Origin of the sequence: Kribbella sp. VKM Ac-2566, from assembly GCF_004366005.1 — a bacterium.
In the GTDB taxonomy this organism is placed as follows: Bacteria; Actinomycetota; Actinomycetes; order Propionibacteriales; family Kribbellaceae; genus Kribbella; species Kribbella pratensis.
In genome coordinates, this window is record NZ_SODT01000009.1 from 696,799 (window position 1) to 716,225 (window position 19,427).

18 protein-coding genes are annotated in these 19,427 nt (G+C 68.4%); 6 read left to right on the forward strand and 12 right to left on the reverse strand.

What is annotated here, in order from left to right:
- Positions 1-158 precede the first annotated feature (158 nt).
- On the forward strand, positions 159-1,166 hold the full coding sequence (locus tag EV647_RS14795; RefSeq protein WP_238177214.1) for a YeiH family protein: 1,008 nt from the start codon (positions 159-161) through the stop codon (positions 1,164-1,166).
- Here EV647_RS14795 and EV647_RS14800 read toward each other — a convergent pair.
- From EV647_RS14800 to EV647_RS14810, 3 genes are all read right to left on the reverse strand, one after another.
- Positions 1,151-2,959 carry a glycoside hydrolase family 2 protein gene (locus EV647_RS14800; RefSeq protein WP_134003067.1) on the reverse strand — a complete coding sequence of 603 codons (1,809 nt, stop codon included), beginning with the start codon at positions 2,957-2,959 and terminating at the stop codon, positions 1,151-1,153. The genes EV647_RS14795 and EV647_RS14800 overlap by 16 nt on opposite strands.
- A 101-nt stretch (positions 2,960-3,060) precedes the next feature.
- On the reverse strand, positions 3,061-3,777 hold the full coding sequence (locus EV647_RS14805; protein WP_166680332.1) for a class I SAM-dependent methyltransferase: 717 nt from the start codon (positions 3,775-3,777) through the stop codon (positions 3,061-3,063).
- Positions 3,749-4,246, reverse strand: a complete 498-nt coding sequence (locus EV647_RS14810) for a GNAT family N-acetyltransferase (RefSeq protein WP_238177215.1) — start codon at positions 4,244-4,246, stop codon at positions 3,749-3,751. Before EV647_RS14810 ends, EV647_RS14805 begins: the two co-directional genes overlap by 29 nt.
- 176 nt (positions 4,247-4,422) lie before the next feature.
- Here EV647_RS14810 and EV647_RS14815 point away from each other — a divergent pair, with 176 nt between their 5' ends.
- From EV647_RS14815 to EV647_RS14825, 3 genes are all read left to right on the forward strand, one after another.
- On the forward strand, positions 4,423-5,424 hold the full coding sequence (locus tag EV647_RS14815) for a TRM11 family methyltransferase (RefSeq protein WP_134003071.1): 1,002 nt from the start codon (positions 4,423-4,425) through the stop codon (positions 5,422-5,424).
- 9 nt (positions 5,425-5,433) lie between these two features.
- On the forward strand, positions 5,434-5,820 hold the full coding sequence (locus tag EV647_RS14820; protein ID WP_134003072.1) for a metalloregulator ArsR/SmtB family transcription factor: 387 nt from the start codon (positions 5,434-5,436) through the stop codon (positions 5,818-5,820).
- Between the two features lie 82 nt (positions 5,821-5,902).
- Positions 5,903-6,565, forward strand: coding sequence for a cation diffusion facilitator family transporter (locus EV647_RS14825; RefSeq protein ID WP_134003073.1), 663 nt, complete (start codon positions 5,903-5,905; stop codon positions 6,563-6,565).
- 543 nt (positions 6,566-7,108) lie between these two features.
- On the opposite strand, the gene EV647_RS14830 is transcribed toward EV647_RS14825, so the two are convergent.
- From EV647_RS14830 to EV647_RS14850, 5 genes are all read right to left on the reverse strand, one after another.
- Positions 7,109-9,253: an HNH endonuclease signature motif containing protein gene (locus EV647_RS14830; protein WP_166680333.1), complete on the reverse strand. Its 2,145-nt coding sequence runs from the start codon at positions 9,251-9,253 to the stop codon at positions 7,109-7,111.
- Positions 9,254-9,353: 100 nt separating this feature from the next.
- A complete protein-coding gene (locus EV647_RS14835; protein ID WP_134003077.1) occupies positions 9,354-10,223 on the reverse strand; it encodes an amidohydrolase family protein in 870 nt (289 codons plus the stop codon).
- Between the two features lie 4 nt (positions 10,224-10,227).
- Positions 10,228-11,463 (reverse strand): RimK family alpha-L-glutamate ligase, encoded by a 1,236-nt coding sequence (locus EV647_RS14840; protein ID WP_134003079.1) that lies wholly within the window; start codon positions 11,461-11,463, stop codon positions 10,228-10,230.
- Positions 11,464-11,593: 130 nt separating this feature from the next.
- The gene (locus EV647_RS14845) at positions 11,594-12,340 is read right to left on the reverse strand and encodes an esterase family protein (protein WP_134003081.1); all 747 of its coding nucleotides are present in this window, start codon (positions 12,338-12,340) and stop codon (positions 11,594-11,596) included.
- The gene (locus EV647_RS14850; protein WP_134003083.1) at positions 12,300-13,376 is read right to left on the reverse strand and encodes an esterase family protein; all 1,077 of its coding nucleotides are present in this window, start codon (positions 13,374-13,376) and stop codon (positions 12,300-12,302) included. Before EV647_RS14850 ends, EV647_RS14845 begins: the two co-directional genes overlap by 41 nt.
- Before the next feature lie 43 nt (positions 13,377-13,419).
- On the opposite strand from EV647_RS14850, the gene EV647_RS14855 reads away from it, so the two are divergent.
- Positions 13,420-13,782, forward strand: coding sequence for an MmcQ/YjbR family DNA-binding protein (locus tag EV647_RS14855; RefSeq protein ID WP_238175475.1), 363 nt, complete (start codon positions 13,420-13,422; stop codon positions 13,780-13,782).
- Here the strand turns inward: EV647_RS14855 and EV647_RS14860 are convergent.
- Together EV647_RS14860 and EV647_RS14865 are read right to left on the reverse strand one after the other, a co-directional pair.
- Positions 13,779-14,879 (reverse strand): winged helix DNA-binding domain-containing protein, encoded by a 1,101-nt coding sequence (locus EV647_RS14860; RefSeq protein ID WP_134003085.1) that lies wholly within the window; start codon positions 14,877-14,879, stop codon positions 13,779-13,781. The two genes, EV647_RS14855 and EV647_RS14860, sit on opposite strands and share 4 nt — an antisense overlap.
- Complete coding sequence (locus EV647_RS14865; RefSeq protein ID WP_134003087.1) at positions 14,876-16,042, reverse strand: epoxide hydrolase family protein; 1,167 nt, start codon at positions 16,040-16,042, stop codon at positions 14,876-14,878. Before EV647_RS14865 ends, EV647_RS14860 begins: the two co-directional genes overlap by 4 nt.
- A 61-nt stretch (positions 16,043-16,103) precedes the next feature.
- Here EV647_RS14865 and EV647_RS14870 point away from each other — a divergent pair, with 61 nt between their 5' ends.
- The gene (locus tag EV647_RS14870) at positions 16,104-17,120 is read left to right on the forward strand and encodes a YafY family protein (RefSeq protein ID WP_134003089.1); all 1,017 of its coding nucleotides are present in this window, start codon (positions 16,104-16,106) and stop codon (positions 17,118-17,120) included.
- A 148-nt stretch (positions 17,121-17,268) separates the two neighbouring features.
- Here EV647_RS14870 and EV647_RS14875 read toward each other — a convergent pair whose 3' ends face one another.
- Positions 17,269-18,009: a response regulator transcription factor gene (locus EV647_RS14875; RefSeq protein ID WP_166680375.1), complete on the reverse strand. Its 741-nt coding sequence runs from the start codon at positions 18,007-18,009 to the stop codon at positions 17,269-17,271.
- Positions 18,006-19,364 carry a sensor histidine kinase gene (locus EV647_RS14880; protein WP_238175476.1) on the reverse strand — a complete coding sequence of 453 codons (1,359 nt, stop codon included), beginning with the start codon at positions 19,362-19,364 and terminating at the stop codon, positions 18,006-18,008. Before EV647_RS14880 ends, EV647_RS14875 begins: the two co-directional genes overlap by 4 nt.
- Positions 19,365-19,427 lie beyond the last annotated feature (63 nt).

Consider the following 19,427-nt stretch of genomic DNA (forward strand, 5'->3'; position numbering starts at 1 on the left):
ATGTCCGGTCATCTCCTACCGTGAATGTACGTACATTTCTCGCAGGAGGGAACCGGCTAGTGGTGCAGCTTGAGGTTAGGCCACCTCACCGCCACCCCGCCGCTCCCACGGTCCGTCGCCTCGGGTCTGCCGTACGGCGGCTGCGCGGGTTGTGGATCGTGCTCCTGGTAACCGCTGTCGCGGTCCCGCTCGGGCGGCTCGTGCCGCTCGTCGGCGGACCGGTCTTCGGGATCCTTCTCGGAGTGATCGCGGGCAGTGTGATCCCGGCGCTGCGCTCGGAGGTCTGGCGGCCGGGGTACGACTTCGCCTCGAAGACATTGCTCCAACTGTCGATCGTCGTACTCGGCACCGGACTGTCGCTGCAGCAGGTCGCGCGCGTCGGCGTCTCGTCGTTGCCCGTCATGCTCGGCACGTTGGCGCTCGCCCTCGGCGGCGCGTGGTTGTTCGGCCGGATCCTCGGCGTCCGTGGCGACACCCAGATCCTGATCGGCGTCGGTACCGCGATCTGCGGCGGCTCCGCGATCGCGGCCGCGACCGCCGCGATCGGCGCCAAGCGCTCGTCCGTCGCCTATGCGCTCGCGACGATCTTCACCTTCAACATCGTCGCCGTCCTGACGTTCCCGCCGCTCGGCCACCTGATGGGCATGAGCTCGGAGGCGTTCGGGTTGTGGGCCGGTACGGCGATCAACGACACGTCGTCCGTCGTCGCGGCCGGGTACGCGTACAGCCAGGCGGCCGGCGACCAGGCGATCGTCGTGAAGCTGACGCGGTCGCTGACTTTGATCCCGATCGTGCTGACCCTGGTCGCACTGAAGGTCCGGCGCGAGAACCGCGTCGCCCGCGCACTCGACGCCGCGGCCGAGGGGTCGTATGCAGGCGCCACGGCATCGATTCGTAAACCGTTGCCGTGGCGCAAGCTCGTTCCGCTGTTCCTGATCGGCTTCATCGCCGCCGCGGGCCTCCGCTCGGCCGGCGCCGTACCGGAGTCCTGGCTGCCTGGTTTGAGCCTCACCGGCAGCACCCTCATCACCGCCGCGCTCGCCGCGATCGGCCTTTCGCTGCGACCGAGTGAGCTGCGCGACGCAGGACCCAGGCCACTCCTCCTCGGAGCAATCCTCTGGATCCTGGTCGCTGCCGGCAGCCTCGGGCTTCAGTCCTTCTCGTAGGCGGCCTGGCGCTCCTGGACTGCCTTGATCCGCGGTACATCGAGCTTGTTACTGCGATCGAAGTTGTAGATGCCGTTCTCTTCCTGGAACACGTCGGTCAGCTGCGTGTAGCAGTAGCCGAACATCAACTCGTTGTCGAGCAGCGCGTCGACCAGGCCGGCGAAGCGGATGTAGAAGTCCTCTTCGTTCGCGACCCGCTGGCCGTAGCCCCACGAGTCCGCGGAGTTCCCGCTCTTCCCGGCGGCCGCCTTCTCCGCGTTCCACCAGATGCCACCGAACTCGCTGCAGAAGTACGGCTGGCCGTCGTACGCCAACGAGATCGGCTTGCCCTCGGGGCCGCCGGTGTTGCCGTACGGCTTGTCGTTCACCAGATCCGCCATCTGCTTCGCGAACTCGGCCGGGTCCTGCTCGTAGTTGTGCGAGTCCCAGACGTCCGTCTCCGGCACCCGGTGCGAGTATCCGGACGCGTCGAGCACCGGGCGGCTGGTGTCGGCGGCCTTGGTGGCCAGGAACATCGCGCGGGTCACGTCGTCGAGCTGCGTGATCCGGTCGTGCAGCAGTTGGTGCGTTTCGTTCAGCGGGCACCAGCCGATGATGCTCGGGTGGCTGTAGTCGCGTTCGACCGCCTCGAGCCACTGGCCGACGTACGACGCGGTCGGCTGCTGGTTCTCCTTGTCGGTGTTACCGACGCCGGAGCCCCAGTCGCCGAACTCGCCCCAGACCAGGTACCCGAGCCGGTCCGCGTGGTACAGGAACCGCTCCTCGAACACCTTCTGGTGCAGGCGCGCGCCGTTGAACCCGGCCGCCAGGCTGAGCTCGATGTCGCGGACCAGCGCCTCCTCGGACGGCGCGGTCATCAGGCTCTCCGGCCAGTACCCCTGGTCCAGCACGAGCCGCTGGAACACGTGCTTGCCGTTGATCAGGATCGCCTTGCCGTTGATGCTCACCGACCGCAGGCCGGCGTACGAGTCGGCGCCGTCGACCACGTTGCCGTCGGCATCGATCAGCTCGAGGCGTACGTCGTACAGGTGCGGATCCGTGGTGTCCCAGAGGCGGACGCGTTCGGCCGGGACCTGCAGGGTGAGCCGCGGGGCCAGGTCGAGGTCGGCGCGGACCTCGGCGGTGGTCACCTCGCCGTCGGCGTCCTTGAGGACGGCCCTGATCTTGTAGCCGGCCTTGTTCGCCGAGACCGGTACTTCGAGGTGGAACGCGGAGCCGGCCACGTCCGGCGTGATCCGCGGACGCTTCAGGTGCACCGTGGGTACCGCTTCGAGCCAGACGGTCTGCCAGATGCCGGTGGTACGGGTGTACAGGCAGGCGTGGTTGAAGTACAGCTGGCTCTGCTTGCCACGCGCCTGCGGGCCGCGGTGCGTGTCGCGGGCGCGGACGACGATGGTCGCCTGCTCGCCCGGCTTGGCGACGTGGCGCAGATTGGCGCTGAACGGGGTGAACCCGCCGCGGTGCCGGACCACCTCCTCGCCGTTCACCCAGACGGTGGTGTCGTGGTCGACGGCCTGGAAGTGCAGTACGGCGTCCTTGCCGTCCCACTCCGCGGGGATCGTGACGGTGGTGCGGTACCAGACCGCCTCCATGAAGTCGACGTCCTCGATCCCGGACAACTCGGTCTCCGGCGCGAACGGTACGACGATCCGCTGGGACAGCTCGCGTTCACGCAGGCCGCGCTCCAGCCCGGAGTCCGACCGGTCGATCTCGAACTGCCACTCGCCGTTCAGATTCACCCACTCGGGGCGGACGAACTGCGGACGCGGGTACTCCGCACGAGGCTGCGACATTGTTGTCTCCCGTGGTGCTTGATCGGTGGCGGGACACGAGCACTTTACAACGTTGAAATGGCCCCAGCAATGGCCAGTTCCAGTCACTGGAAAGGGGCTGCTCAGGGCTGGGTGAAGAGGGCGGCGTTGAGGAAGTCGGCGGCGAAGGTGCCTTCGCGGTCCGGATGCACGGCGCGGAGCTCGATCGGGGTGAGGGCGCCGAAGATCGCGCGGAGATCCTCGACGGAAAACGTCATACCGCCGTACGTGTCGCCGGTCGTGACGACGTCGAGGTCGCTGGGCATGTCCATCCGCTCGGCGGCGAACGCGACGATCCCGAACCGGCCACCGGGGCGCACGAGCGGGAGGACGCGCTGCAGGTACGTGAGCCGGCGGTGCGGGGCGATGTGGTGGAAGCACCCGGAGTCGTACACCACGTCGTACTCACCAGCCGGCAGCGGATCACGCAGTACGTCGACCGCTGTCAACGTGACCGCGGCGGGCATCGTCGGCCGTAGCGTGTCGAGGAGGTCCGCGGCCAGGTCGATCCCGTCGACGGTCGCGCCCTGCTCGGCGAACCACCTGGTGTTGCGGCCCGCGCCGCAGCCGACGTCGAGAACCCGCGCATTCTCGAGCTCTCCGAGCAGACCTCGCTCGTGCCAGTCGACCAGTGGCTCGTCCGGGAGTTGGGTGGTGAGCGGATGCCCGGGCGTGGTCAGCAAGCCGGTCCAGTACTCGGCGGCGGAGGTGCTGGAGCGGTCTCCTCGCCCACTCGCACTCACCACCTGATCAAGCACATCGAGCAACTGGTCAACTGTGAAAATGCGAGGTCCCGTCACCAGTGAATTCTACCGGAATTCCCTTTGCGTAGCAGCGTGTTCCGGGCTGATCGACGTACTTTCCCCAGGGTGCCGTGCGGGTGTATCCACTCGACTCGTAGAGGGCGATCGCCTCGGGCTGGAGCGCACCTGTGGACAAGCGAAGCGTCGGATAGCCGGCGGTGCGAGCGGCCGTTTCCAGACCGGCCAACAAGGCGCGCGCGTATCCCCGCCCGCGTGCGGCCGGGACGACGTACATCCGCTTCACTTCGCCGTCGCCTGGATGCTCGCTGTCCGGCCCGAACGCCTGTACGGCGCCACACCCGACAGCACGCCGCGCGTCGTCGAGCACCACGAAGTACCGCGCACCGCTCTTGACCTGCGATCGCCCCTCGGCCCCGTACTTCGCGACCAACTCGCCGTACGCCGCCGCCAGCAACTCACCTAGCTCGCGATCCTCTGCCGGCCGCTCCTCCACGATGTGCTCCACCCCCGCATCGTAAAAGCAGGTGAGCCGGTACGGCGGTGCGCCCTAGGCTGTTGCTCGATGCAGCGTTTCTGAAGGTGTAGGTACGTCGTGGCGGGCCCTGGACGGGGTCGGCTCGATCTGGCGTGCCTGCGCCGCGCTTCGACCGTTCTGTCGATCGCGAGCCTTCAGGAGCCTTCTTGTCCGGCATTGTCCTGCCTTGCATTGTTCTGCCCTGCATCACCGATCACCTTGTCCTGCGCACCATCGACGGCGCGGCCGACCTCCTCATCGAGGAACTGCGGGCGATGGCGTCGATCCATTCGATCCGTCAGGCGTCCGTCGACACCGTCGAGTGCACGATCGACGGCCCGCTCGACGAACTCGCCGCCTGTGGTCTGTACTCGACGGTCGCCGTACGTGACCTTGACCAATCGCTGCGAACCGGAGCCCTGAGCAACCTTCCGCATCCTGTCCGGTTTCGGGTCGGGACGGCGGATCCGGCCCAGCGACGAGAGGTGATCAACGCGACCGAGCAACGATTCGGCTGGGTGAACCGGCCGGGCGACTGGGACGTCAACCTCGTCCCGTCCGCCGACGGGTGGATCGCGGAGATCGGTCCGCTGTCGTGGACGCGGCGATTCGGTCTCTTGGAACGGTTGCCCTGGTCAACCAACCTGATCGTCGCCGAGGTGCTGATCCGGTTGGCGAAGATCCGGCCCGGCCAGCGCGTCGTGGACCCATTCTGCGGCACCGGCACCATCCTCCAAGCGGTACGCCGCCAACACCCCACCACCCACCTCCTAGGCCTCGACCACGACCCCCACGCACTCCAGATCGCAGCCGGCAACTCGCCTCGCGGGGGTGAGCTTCCACTCGCTCGGGGCACGGCGGAGGCTCTTCCGCTAGCGTCCGGCAGCGTGGATCGGCTGGTTGCGAATCTCCCGTTCGGCAAGCAGGTCGGCAGTCATCGCGCCAACCGCACCCTCTATCCCGCCGCGCTGGCAGAGATCGACCGGATCCTGACCGCCGACGGTCGCGCCGTCCTCCTCACCGAGGACAAACGCCTGCTCCACAGCGCGATCGAGAGGCAGCGCGCCTTGAAGGTCGTGCGTCAGCGCGTGCTCAGATACAACGGCGCGACCCCGACCGCCTACGTCCTCAGCCGGACCCGTCTAGCCAGAACCACCCCTGCGCGATAACATCGCCAAATGGCGATTGATCAGGTCGAGGTTGACGAGGCGGCTGCGTTGGCGGTGGCCGGTTGTTTGTTCCACGGGTTCAGTGATGCTTCGCGGTTGGCGATCGTCCGGCACCTGGCGCTGGGCGAGCACCGGGTCGTCGACCTGACCGAACACCTGGGTCTGGCGCAGTCGACAGTCTCCAAGCACCTCGCATGTCTGCGCGACTGCGGGCTCGTCGAGTCGCGGCCGCAGGGGCGGGCATCGATGTTCAGCCTGTCGCACCCCGAGGCGACGATGGACCTGCTGGCCGCAGCCGAGCGCCTCCTAGGCCTCACCGGCGACGCCGTCGCCCTCTGCCCGAACTACGGCCTGGCACACGACGCGACCACCGCACCGGAGCCCAGCCATGACTGACCCGCAGCAGCCGAGCCGACCCTCTACTGAACCGCTGCGGCCGGGTCGAGCCGCGGGTGAACCGCTGCGGCCGAGTTCAGTGATGGCTGAACCGTTGCAGCTGGGGACTGCTTGGGTGGTGGATCCTGCTGAACGCCGCCGGCTGGGGAAACGAGCGCAGTTGCTCGCCGGCGCATCCGTTGCGTACAACGTGGTCGAGGCTGTCGTCGCCATCACGTCCGGTTTGGTGGCCGGCTCGGTCGCGTTGGTCGGGTTCGGCCTGGATTCGGTGGTCGAGGTCTCCAGCGGCCTGATCATCCTCTGGCAGTTCAGTCACCCGCTGCCCGACTCCCGCGAACGTCAAGCCCTTCGGCTGCTGGCGTTCTCGTTCTTCGCGCTCGCGGCGTACGTCGGGTTCGAGTCGATCCGCACGCTGATCACCGGGGCCGATCCCGAGACATCCTCGGTCGGTATCGGTCTGGCGATCGCGTCCCTGATCGTGATGCCGTTCCTGTCCTGGGCGCAACGACGTACCGGAAAGGCGCTGGGATCGAACGCGGTCGTCGCGGACTCGACGCAGACGCTCCTGTGCACCTACCTCTCGGCGGTGCTCCTCGTCGGGCTCGTGCTGAACGCGACCCTCGGCTGGTCCTGGGCAGACCCGATCGCCGGCCTGATCATCGCGGCCGTCGCAGTACGCGAAGGAATCGAAGCCTGGCAAGGCAAAGGCTGCTGCTCCCCCCTCGGCGGCCCGTGCCGGGACTGACACCGTGCCGTGCAACAGCCGATCATCACGATCCGACGCAACCCAGGCAAGCGAACGGCCCACCCTCACACCACACCACGCCCCGACACAGCACGCCCCGACACAGCACGCCCCGACACAGCACGTCCTGCACAGCACGTCCTGCACAGCACGTCCTGCACAGCACGTCCCGCACAGCACGTCCCGCACAGCACGTCCCGGGCACAGCAGGTCCTGAGTGCAGCAGGTCCCGGGTGCAGCAGGTCCCGGGTACAGCAGGTCCCGGGTACAGCGGGTCCCGGGTGCAGCAGGTCCCGGGTACAGCAGGTCCCGGGTACAGCAGGTCCCGGGTACAGCGGGTCCTGAGCACAGCGGGTCCTGCGCACAGCAGGTCTCGCGTACAGCGGGTCCTGAGCACAGCGGGTCCTGCGCACAGCACACGTCCTGAGCACAGCAGGTCCCGGGCACAGTACGTCCCGCCACGCCACGTTCCGGGTGCGGCGTGGACAGAGGTGTGCGCGGCGGGGCTGGCGGGCTGCCCGCGATCGTGCACGTCCGGTTGGGTCAGATCGTGGCGAAGGAGGGGGGGCCGGTGTCGGAGTTGTTCGGGGCGCGCTCGCCCCAGACCGCGAACCGGGCTGCTTCCGCGCGGGTCGACTCGTCGGCCTGCCAGCGGCTCGGTCTCACACCCGACGCGGTGGCTGCGGGCGCTGCGGTCTCACCCCACGGATCATCTGCTGGGGTTGAGATTCGAGGCTTTGAGTTGCCGGCGGGCGTCGGCTCGCCGTCCGATGGCTCCGAGGGCGTGGGGTGCTCGCGCGGTGGCTGGGGTGGCCGGGGTGCGTCACCCGTTGATTTGTGCGCCCGGGATGGGTCATCGAGTGGGCCCGCGGGCGTGGGGCGATCACCCGGCGACTCGTGCGCTCGGAAGGCGGCCTCCGATGGGCCCGAGGGCGTGCGGTGCTCGCGCCGCGGCCCGGGTAACCGGGGTGCGTCATCCGGTGGTTCGTGTGCCCGAGAGGCGTCGTCCGATGGGCCCGACGGCGTGGGGTGTTCGCCCGGTGGTTCGGACGCCCGGGATGGGTCATCGGGTGGGCCCGAGGGCGTGGGGCGATCACCCGGCGACTCGTTTGCCCGGGATGGGTCGTTCGATGGAGCCGAGGGCCTGGGGTGTTCACCCCGTGGCTTGGGTGCTCCGGATGCGTCGGCCGGTGGTTTGTGTGGGTGGCGGGGTGGTGGGTCGGCCCAGGTGGGTCTGGTGACGTGGACTTGGCCGTTGGTGATGGTGATGGTCCAGTGGCCGTGGTGCAGGTCGGTGTGGTCGCGGCGGCAGACCAGGGCGAGGTTGTCGAGCTTGGTGTGGCCGCCGTCGATCCAGGAGATCAGATGATGTGCGTCGCACATGACCGGTGGCGCATTGCAGATGACGCAGCCGCGGTCGCGGGTGTTCAGGGCCCGGCGCATCGCGCGGGTGACGAGGCGTTCGCGGCGGCCGACGTCGAGGGGTTCGGAGTTGGAGCCGAGCACGATCGGGATGACGTTGGCGTCGCAGGCGAGGCGGCGGATGGTGGCCGCGGACAGGCCGTTGCTGTAGACGGTGTGCCCGATCGCATCCGCGGTCGCTGCCTTCAGGTCTTCCAGGTCGATTGTGACGGTCAGGTTCGCCTTCGCCCCGAACCCAGGCACCAGGTCACCACCCACCGCACTACGGCCCGCTACCACGGCACCGTCCGTACCACTGCCCTGGCCGGCTGTCGCCCCACCGTGCGAGCCAGCAACCGAGCCAGAGGCCGAGCTTGCTGCTGAGCCGCTGGCCGCGTCGGCGGTCGTGTCCGCCGCGGAACCGGCATCCGCTGAACGAGCAGAACCGGCCTCCGTGGAACCAGCCTGCGGGGAACCACCCTGCGGAGAACCAGCCTCCGGGGAGTCCGCCGCCGGGGAGTTTGCTGGTGCGGTGGGGCGGGGCATCGTCGGTGAAGGGGTGCCGGCGTCGAGGGCGGTGGCGGCGAGGGTGAGGGTGGTGGTGAGGGCGTCGGCTTGGCGTTTTTCGCGGGAGCGGGGGTCTCGCTCGCCGTCGACGGTTTTGTGGGGGCGGGCGCCGGTGACGATCAGGGTGCGGAACAGTTCGGCGTTCTCGTTGGCAAGGTAGCCCTTGAACTTCACGCCGCGGTCGGCGGTCGTCAGGGTGAGGGATTCGCGGGCGGCCGCTTTGTGTTCTTCGGGTTCGGGGCCGTCGGTGTCGAGGATGTCGCGGGATTGTTCGGCGGCCTTGCGCAGGTCGGTCGGACACAGGTGCCGGGCGAGGCGGACCAGTTCTTGTTCGGCGAACTCCAGATCGGCCACCGGGACGGTTGTCGGCACCTTCTCCAGCGCGGTGACGATTGCTTCGGCTTGTGCCGGCCGTAACAGCACCTCGGGCGGTTCGTCCCGGTCCTGCGCCACATCGGGGAGGGCGGCGGTGACGGCCGGGTACTTGCGTAGCGCGCGGGCCAGCCGGACGTCGCGGAAGGCGCGGGAGTGGTCGAGGCGGTAGCGGAACTCCAGGTACTGCACCATGTCACGGGCACCGACCCGTTCGGCGTACCCGGAGGAGTCCATCGCCGCGACCAGCCGCAACCGGCGCGTCTCGAGCAGCGCCAGCTCGGCATCGACCTCGTCGAGAGCACGCGCCAACTCCGCATCGCTCATCAACTCGGCCGGCTTGTCCATGTAGCAAAGCCTAGACACCGCTACCGACAGTTTCCGAAACCAGATCCCGTTGTTTCCAAGGGGTTCTGTTATCCACAGCCGAAACATGTTGTGGATCTTGCTATGGGCAACCGAGTAGTCGGGCGCCGTTTGCCCGGCAGACAGCGCGCAGCCAGTCGTCGCCCAGTTCCAGCGATTCCAGGGCGGTGAGTTGGACGGCGTACTCGTAAGGGATGTTGGGGAAGTCGGAGCCCAGGACGATGCGGTCCTGCAGATCGGCCAGTCGGGGCACCAGGTCGCGCGGGAACGGCATCAAGGACTCGGTGAAGGGTGTCAGCGCCATCGTGGTGTCGAGATGCACGTTCGGGTACGACGTGAGCGCGAGATGTTCGGCGTACTCCGGCATTCCGAGGTGCGCGATCACCGCGGTCAACTGGGGATGCCGTCGCAGTACCTCACCCATCGGCCCGGGACCGGTGTGCCGTCCGGGGATCGGTCCGGATCCGCAATGAACGACAACAGGTACGCCGGCCTCCGCGAGCTGGCCCCATACGTCGTCGAGCTCACCGGACCGTGGATCGTAGTCGCCGACCTGGACATGCACCTTGAAGATTCGGGTCCCCAAGTCCAACGCCTCGCGGACATACCCAGCCGCTGAAGGCTCGGGGAAGAACGTCCCGCTCGCCACACAACCGGGCGTCACGGCCGCGAAGTCCCGCGCCCACACGTTCAGCGCCGCGGCCATACCGGGCTTGTGCGGATAGACCAGCGCCGGAAACGCCCGCACCCCCAACGAATCCAGCGTTTTCAGCCGCTCCTCGACCGAGGTCCGGTAGGTGATCGGCCAGTCGGTCCCGTAGTGCTCGGACGCCTGGTCGAAGTACGCCCAGACCGCGTTCATCACCCGGTCCGGCAGGAAATGCACATGCACATCCACCAGCCCGTCGAGCCCAAGCCGCCGCCACCAGGCCGGAACTTCAGAGTCACGCACGCCCCTAGCCTGCCTGATCGGCCACCCAGTGGTCAGTAAGGCCCTTGAAGTGGGCCATGAACTTGTCCTGTTCGTGCGGCGGGTACGTCGCGGCGACGGTCTCCTGGAGTATCCGGGCGAAGTCCGGGCCGGCCACCCAGTCCCGGACCCGCAGGTCGAAGTCGCCCAGATGGGAGGCGCACCATTCGTGGTACTTCGCGGTTTCGAAGTGCTCGTCCGCGAGGGCCAGGTACGCGTTCAGTTTGGCGTCGTAGTCCAGAGATGAGTCGTCCGCGATCTCGAAGTACCGCTCGGTGTGCAGGTCCACCGACGAACGCCGGCCGGTCGCCAGGCAGAAGACCGACCACTTCACCAGAGCACTCAGCGCCCACGGGAAGTAGTAGTGCAAGGACGTCACCGCGACGTCCGGGCAGGCGTTGGCGTAGTCGATCGGGTGCACCGAGTCGCCCTTGACCAGCATCTCGCAGGAGTTGAACTCCCAGCCGAAGAACGCGTTCACGATCCGGCTGATCGCGACCGCCTCGTGGCCGGCGGCGGGGCTGAGGAAGTCGTGCGAGACGGCGTACCGGTTGTGCATCGGCTGGTCGGGGCGGAAGTCCATCACCATCGTCTCGGCACCGATCGACAGTGCCCGCGCGAACTTGTCGTACTCGATCGTCGCCTGCAGGTGCATCAGCATCTCGCCGGACTCGTCGTACGCGCGGTGCAGGTCGTCGGGGTTGTTGATCCGGGACACGCCTCGCCAGCCGCCGCCGTCGAACGGCTTCATGTACAGCGGGTACCCGAGGTCGTCGGCGATCGCGTCCAGGTCGAACGGCCGGTTGTACGTCGCCGACGTGTACGCCCAGCGCACGTTGTCGAGCGGGTTCTTGTACGGCACCAGCACGGTGCGCGGGATTTTCAGGCCGAGGCGGAGCATCGCGCAGTACGCCGAATGCTTCTCCATGGACTGGAACGTGAACGGGGAGTTCAGCAGGTACGTGCCGTTCATCAGCGCGGCCTTCTTCAGCCACTCGCGCGGATGGTAGTACCAGTACGCGAGCCGGTCGATCACGAGCCCGACGCGCACCGGATCGTTCAGGTCGAACGGCTCGATGGTCAGCCGCCGGGACCCGAACTCGTGCTCGTGCCCGTCGATCGTCACCGGCCCGACCCGCTGCAGCAACGCCTCGAACGCCTGCGGCCAGTCCTCCTCGGCGCCCAGCAACAACCCGATCAGATGACGCGAACGATCAGCCACAAGAGCTCCTTGAGTCCAGGGAAGGAAGGAAAGAAGGTGGTGGGTCTCCTCGAAGGGGAGGTGGTGGTGGGTCTCCTCGAAGGGGAGGTGGTGGTGGGTCTCCTCGAAGGGGAGGTGGTGGTGGGTCTCCTCAGCAGAATCGGGGCAGGTGGTGGGCGATTTGCTGCTGCCACCAGGGCCAGTCGTGTGCTACGTCGTACCCCCACATGTCCAGCTCATGCGGGATGCCTTTCTGCTCGAGGAGCGCCGCAGTCGCGCGAGCGGACGGCAGCGAGCCGGTCGGGTTGGTCTCCCAGTCACCTTGACCCACGGTGAGCAGGATGAACAGCCGCCCGCGCAACCATTCCAGGTGATCACCGGACAAACCAGGCAGGTAGTCGGCCGGGTTGTTGAAGTACGTCGCCTCGCCGCGCTCGCCCCACGCGTGCCAGCTGGCCGCATCGTAGTTGCCCGACTGGCAGATCGCGACCGGGAACAGGTCGGCCCGCTTGAACGCGAAGTTCAGTGCGTGGAACGCACCGAGGCTGCAGCCGGTCGTGATGATGTCGCCGGCCCCCGGCGAGTCCGACCCGATCGTCGGCACCACCTGGTTCACGATCCAGGACTCGTACAGCTCGTGCCGGCGGGCCCGGTCCTCGAGCTGGATGCTGCGGTCCGACCAGCTCACGTGGTCGTAGGAGTCGACGCAGTACAACTTGACCCGCCCGGCCTCGATCAGCGAAGCGACCGCGTCGACCATGCCGTTGTTCTCGTAGTCCCAGGCGCGTCCCTGCTCGCTCGGGAAGACCAGCACCGGGCGGCCGAAATGGCCGTACCGGATCAGCGTTCCGCGGCGGTCAAGCCCCGGCGCCTCCAACTCGACCTGCTCCCGTTCCATCAGCCCCACCCCAGGTCCGTCGCAGTAGATCCGTCAGATCAGGATCCAGCACATCTCGCCAGGCTGTGAAGTTGTGCATGTCGGGAGTTTCGTCCAGCGTCACATCCAGCCCGAGCTCGGCCAGTCGCGCCGCCATCACCCGGTTGTTGTGCACGTTCTCCTCGGTCGTCCCCGCGGTGATCCCGACCGGCGGCGTACTCGGCGCCGTGGTTGCCGACAGCACCTGCTCGACGAACCCCGTCACCTCGGCGTAGAACTCGAAGTTCGACTCCTGCGGATCGGTCTCCGGCGTGAAGAACGACCCGGACTGCAGGAACAGCCCGGCGAACGTCCCCGGGAAGCTCCACTCCGCGTGCAGCGCCGCGAGCGCCCCCAGGCTCGCCCCCATCATCGCGGGCCGACGGCTCTGGTACTGCGCCCGCACGGCCGGTACGACGTACTGCGTCAAGGACACGGCGTACTGCGGGTTCGCGGCGTACCAGAGGTTTCGGGCGGTCGGCTCGGTCAGCGCCAGCCGGAACGGCGGAAGCTCGGACTCGGCGATCATCGCGCCGGCGTACTGCGCCAGACCGGCGTACGCGGCGAACTCCGGACCGTCGTGGGCGAGCAGGAGAGGCAGGTCGAACGACGGTGCGATGCCCTCCGGCGCCCAGACCTGCACGTTGACCTGCCCGACGGGGGACTCGACGGTCACCGCGGTCAGCGTCGACGGGATCGGCTGCACGGTGAGCCAGGCGGGCTCGACGTACCCGGGCAACGGCAGCCAGGAATGGTGCCCGAACGCTCCGTCGACGGTCCGTGGATTGGTCGGATCCGCTCGCGTGCCGAGGTTGGCGATGTCGAACAGGTACTCCATCCGGTGCACCGACGGCCGGGGCAACCGCAGCTCCCAGCCGTAGTCGACCGGCTTGAACTCGAGCAGCTCCGCCGCGAGGCCCAGCTCCTGCCACAGCCGGACGCCGCTGAACGCATGCGTGGGGTCGTCGAGGCGGAACACCACCTCGGCTCCCTCGACCGCGCTCACGTGTGCAGGCATCCAACTACCGTAGCGACGTAAACACTGACAAGGGCTGTCAGTGATGGCGTTCTATCGTGGGAAGGTGGTCGATCTCACCGATATCCGCGAAATCACCGCGGACCTTCCGCGCAGCTACGAGGTACTGGTCCGGGACCGGATCAAGTTCCGCGTCGGCCAGATCGTCTATCTCGCGGTCGCGGCCGACGAGCAGACCATCGGCCTCGGCTTCCCGCGCGAGGAACGCGCCGCCGCCCTCGCCGCCGAGCCGGACAAGTTCCTTCCGCCGCGCCCGTCCGACGAGCGCTTCCAGTGGATCGAGCTCAACCTGGCAGCCGTCGAGTACGACGAACTCCGCGAGCTGATCCTCGACGCCTGGGCAATGTGCGTCCCGAAGAAGGTCCGCGCCGAGTACTTCGGAACTTAGGCGGAGGTCACGACGACGGGCGTATCCTTGCTGCCGATCAGGCCGAGGAGTTCCAGGGCCTCGGCCTCGATCGCTTCGGTGTCGGCGGCGGTGACCGGGCCGTGGGTGGTGACCCGCAGACTCGGATCGGCGCCGCGGTGATGACGCCAGTCCGCCGCGTAGTCGCCGTCGATCAGGACGGTGCCCATCGCGGCGCCGTTGCCGGGCGGCAGCGGTACCTGCCGGCCCCGCGGGTTGACCCGCCGCCGATCCGCGTGTGACAGCAGCAGATTGTCGAACTCCGGCAGGAACCGCACCGGCGCGGGCGTCTCCGCGTCAAGCAGTGGGCCGTCAGGTACGTCGTACAGCTCCCGCCCGTCCTCGTCGGCGTACACGCGCAACCCGGGCCGGAGCCGGTCGACGACCTCACGCAACCTCGTCAGCCCCGACCACATCTGTACGTCGGCCACACTCGCCGGACCGAACGCCGCCAGGTACCGCAGGACGAGCGCGTCGATCGAAGGATCCGCCACCGGCGAGCGGCCGAGCCAGCTCTCGATCGTCTGCAGCGCGGCCGGACCGGTCTGACCCCAGACTCCGCGGGGCGTGACCTGGACTGTGCCGGTCAGATAGCTGACCGCGTACGCCATCGCGTTCGCGTCCCAGTCCGGCCAGCGCTCGCCGAGCACCTCACGGAGCCGGCTGCGGCTGTACGGCTCCCGGCTCAGCAGATCAGTGCCGAACGCAACAACGGCGTCGATATCGGCCCCGGCCAACTGCTTGCCGAACGCGCCGCGGAACCCGCGATCCGCGACCGGATGCACGAGCCGCCACAGCCGCAGACAGTCCTCGGCCGTGACCAGATGGATCGTGGCCCGCATCAGCGACGTACGAACCGCGTGGCGTTCGGTCATCAGCGCGGACAACTCGGCCGGATCGAAGCCCTCGAGCCTCGACCACAGCGCGACGTACGGCGCCAGCGGGGCCTGCGCCTGCAGACCCACCAGCCGCTCGATCAGCTCGGCGACCGTGCTGCTCTCCCGCCGCAGCAACTGCTGACGCTGGAGGGTCGCACGGTTGAGTTCCCGCCGGCTGAGCACGCGAATCGAGGCGTTCATCGGCCAAGCGTACGGAAGAAGGAGCGCACGTCCTGGACCAGCAACTTGCCGCACTCCATAGCGGGGAAGTGACCGCCCTCGGTGAAGTCCGACCAGTGCGAGATCCGCTGCTCCGGATCGGCGATGCGCCGAACGACCGGGCTGCTGTTGAAGACGGCCCAGCCGGCCGGCACCGACGACTCGGCGACCCAGCCGAGCCTGGAGTGCGCCGCCTCGTACAGGAACCGGGCCGCGCTCGCGCCCGCCCGGCAGAACCAGTAGATGCTGACCAGCGTCAACAGCTGGTCGCGATCCACCGACTCCTCGGGCGACTTGGCCGGATCCGTCCACATCTGGAACTTCTCCGCGATCCACGCCAGCTGCGCGACCGGGGAGTCGGTCAGCGCGGCCGCGATCGTGTCCGGCGTGTGGTTCTGCAGATCCAGATAACCACGTCCCGCCTGCCAGGCCGCCTTGGCCTCCGCGATGACTGCCAGATCCTTCTCGTCGAGGTCGTCCGGCAGCGGCACGAACTCCCCTGCCAGCCCGAGCGTGCCTCGATCGCTGTTGATGTGTGTGCCGATCACCCGGTCGGGCACCGTCGCCCCGAGATGCCCGGTGATGCCGGCGCCGATGTCGCCGCCCTGCGCGGCGAACCTCTCGTAGCCGAGCCGCGTCATCAGCTCAGCGAATGCGGCAGTGGTTCGCCCGAGCTCCCAGCCGCCGGCGGACAACGGCGTCGAGAACCCGAACCCCGGCAAGGACGGTACGACGACGTGGAAGGCGTCCGCGGCCTGGCCTCCGTGTGCGACCGGGTCCGACAGAGGTCCGAGCAGGCGGAGGAACTCGACGGCCGATCCGGGATAGCCATGGCTGATCAGCAACGGCATCGCGTCCGGCTCGGGTGAGCGGACGTGGAAGAAGTGGATGACCTGCCCGTCGATCTCGGTCGTGTACTGCGGATAGCGGTTGAGCTCCTGCTCCGCCTTCCGCCAGTCGTACGACGTACGCCAGTACTCGGCCAAGTCGTACAGATAGCCGCCGGGGATGCCGCGGCTCCAGTCGTCGGCGTCTCCCGCGACGGGACGCGGCCGACGCGTGTGTTCGAGCCGGAACGCGAGGTCGGCCAGGTCGGCCTCGTCGATGTCGATCAGAAACGGACGGATCTGGTGTGTGTTGGTCATGCTTCGACCGTAGAAGCCATTGCGGAAGACTTTCTTCCGCAATGTCGGCCATCCTGGAGAAATGCTGAACACGTCGGCTCGTCTGCTCCGGTTGCTGTCCCTGCTGCAGGCCCGCGCACTGTGGGCCGGCCCGGAGCTGGCCGAGCGGCTCGGAGTGACCACCCGCACGATCCGCACCGACGTCGACCGGCTGCGGCAGCTCGGTTATCCGGTGGAAGCCGCGCCAGGACTCGCCGGTGGCTACCGGCTCGGGGCCGGTGCCGCATTGCCGCCGTTGCTGCTGGACGACGACGAGGCCGTGGCTGTCGCGATCGGCTTACGCACCGCCGCCAACGGCGGTGTGGAGGGCATCGGCGAGACCTCGATCCGTGCTCTCGCCAAACTGGAGCAGGTCTTGCCGCCGCGGCTGCGCCATCGGGTGAGCGCGCTGCAGTCGGCGACGCTCGCCGTACCGGCCACCGGGCCGAAGGTCGATGCCGACGTGATGATCGCGATCGCGGCCGCGATCCGCTCCGAGCACCGGCTACGCTTCGACTACGCGAGCCACGACGGGCGGGCGAGCAGCCGCGAGGTCGAGCCGCACCGGCTGGTCGTCATGGGACGCCGGTGGTACCTGATCGCCTGGGATCCGGAGCGCGACGACTGGCGGACGTTCCGGGCCGATCGCATCACGCCGAAGATCCCCGGCGGCCCGCGGTTCACTCCCCGGGAGCTGCCGGAGGACGAGCTCGCCGCCAGGCTGCAGCGCGGCGTCGGCACAGCGACCTGGCGCTACTACGCCCGCGTGCTGCTGCACGCACCCGCCGCCGAGGTCCGCGCCAAGCTCCCGCTACCCGTCGAGATCGAGGAGCTCGGTCCGGACCGCTGCCAGCTCAGGGTCGGCTCCGACACCCCGCACATGCTGACGCTCTACCTCGGTCTGCTGGACGTCGACTTCGAGGTCATCGACGCGCCCGAGCTGTCGGCCGCCCTCACCGCACTGGCCGACCGGCTGCACCGCGCGGCCGGGCCGGTTGGCCGTTCGGATGCCCCTGGCAACGACCAGTCATCCTCAGGTAGTAGACCAGAACCATCCTGACGGCCGATGGGTACGGCCGTTTCGCGAGCGACCCTGGAAACATGACTGGGGACTTCCTACCCCGGCGCCAGAAGGCGTCGGTGCTGAGCCAAGCTGTGACCGTTGTGATTCTGCTGGCCGTGGTGGCGGTCGGGATCGTGCTGTTTACCTAGGAATCCCAGCGCACATCCGCTTCGCCCGGCCGGACGACTCCGGCCTCGTAGGCGACGACGACGGCCTGGACCCGGCTGGACAGGCCGAGCTTCGACAGCACCGAGCTGACGTGGGTCTTGACCGTGGTCTCGCTGACGAACAGCTTGGTCGCGAGGTCACGGTTGGACAGCCCGCGGGCCATCCAGACCAGGATCTCGCGCTCCCGTTCGCTGAGGTGTGACAACAGCCCCGCCCAGCGCGCATCCGGTTGCGCCGGCTTGCTGGTCGCTGTACCGCCGTGGACCTGACGCTCCAGCTCCATGCAGCGCTCGAGCAGAACACGGGTCGAGGCCGGATCGACGAGCGAGTCGCCGCGGTGCACCGCCCGTACGGCGGAAACCAGGAGATCCGGATCGGTGTCCTTCAACAGGAACCCGGACGCTCCGGCACGGACGGCGGCCAGGACATAAGCCTCGTCGTCGAACGTGGTCAGCACCAGTACGGCGGGACGCGCCCGGCCGGTCTCCCGGTTGGCGGTGGTGATCCGCTCGGTGGCCACCAGGCCGTCCATCACGGGCATCCGGATGTCCATCAGGACGACGTCCGGGTCGTGCTGTTCGATCAGCCGGAGCGCCTCCTCGCCGTTCTCGGCCTGCGCGACCGTGGTCAGGTCCGGCTCGTGGTCGAGAATCATCGCCAGGCCCATCCGGATCACGCCCTGGTCGTCGGCGACCAGGATCCGGATCGGATCGCTCACTTCTGCGGCGGCAGCCATGCCTGCACTCTCCATCCACCCAGGGGGCCGGCCGCCACGGCGAGGGTGCCGCCGACCGCTGTGGCCCGTTCCCGCATCCCGATCAGTCCGTTGCCCCGGCCGCTCTCCTTGCGACGCGCGGTTTCCAGCACGTTCACGGGCGGCGGCCCGCCGTTGCCGTTGTCGTCGATGGTCAGCAGCTCGCCCTGCGGTCCACTCTGCCAGGTCACCCGTGCGGCGCTCGCCTTGGCGTGCACCATCACGTTCGTCAGCGCCTCCTGGATGATCCGCACAGCGGTCAGGTCGGTCGCCGACGTGAGCTGCCGCTGCCGTGGCGGCAGCTCCATCGTCACGTCGATCCCGACGGCCTTCAGCCGCTCACCCATCCGCGCCACATCGGCCAGGTCCGGCACCGGTGTGGTGCCGCCGCCGGACCCCGTGTCGCCGGCGATCTGCGGCGAGGCGGTGTTCAGCACCCGGACGGTCTCCCGCATCGCGCTCAGCGCTTCCTTGCCGCTGGCAATGATCCAGCGGATCGCCTCCCGCAGTACTTCGGGGCGCTCGTCGGCCACCCGGTCCGCCGCCTGCGCCCGGATCACGACCGCACTCACGTGATGCGAGATCACGTCGTGCAGGTCGCGGGCGATCCGGGTCCGCTCCGCCACCGCGGCCCGCTCCGCCTCGACCGCGCGCAGCCGCACCAGTTCGGCGTTCCGCTGCTCGAGCAGGGCCACCGACTTCCGGCGTCGGCGGGCGTCCGCACCGAGCAGCACCATCCCGCAGATCAGCGCCTCCGCGAACACGAACAGTGACACGTCGATGTACGAGTACAGACTCGGCACGTCCCGCGGCAGGCTCTTGTACCGGTCGCCGTACAGGATCGCGCGGTTGACGTGGCTGAGGACGATCGCGACGACGGTCGGCAGGCCGATCATCAGTCCGGCCAGGCTGCCCATCGTGAAGAACAGACAGGTGAACCGCCGTACGCCGGCCGACGCCGCCAGGTACCCGACGACGAGCAGCGGGACCAGGTGGATCTCCGACTGCAGCGCCGCGTCGCTGATCTCGGGCTGACCGAACATCGTGAGGCCGAGCTGTGCCGCCAGGCCGGTGCCGGCCGCGGCGTACAGGAACGGGTACAGCACGGAGACGGTCACGAGCATCGTGCGCGGGATCCGCCGGACGAGGGCGACCGTGGCGACCAGGAAGACACCCGTGACGACCGAGACCGCCGGGTTGTGCGGACGCAGACCGGTGCCGTTGATGAGGTTCAGTACGGCGAACCAGACCAGCCCGATGACCGCGGCGAGCAGCAAGTCCTGCTGCCCCTGCGACAATCGGCGCCAGATCCCTTTCACGTCGCCCAGCGTAGTCAGACCGTGTTTGCCAAAGCTTCATCTGCCCGGAGGGGCGGTCTCTCC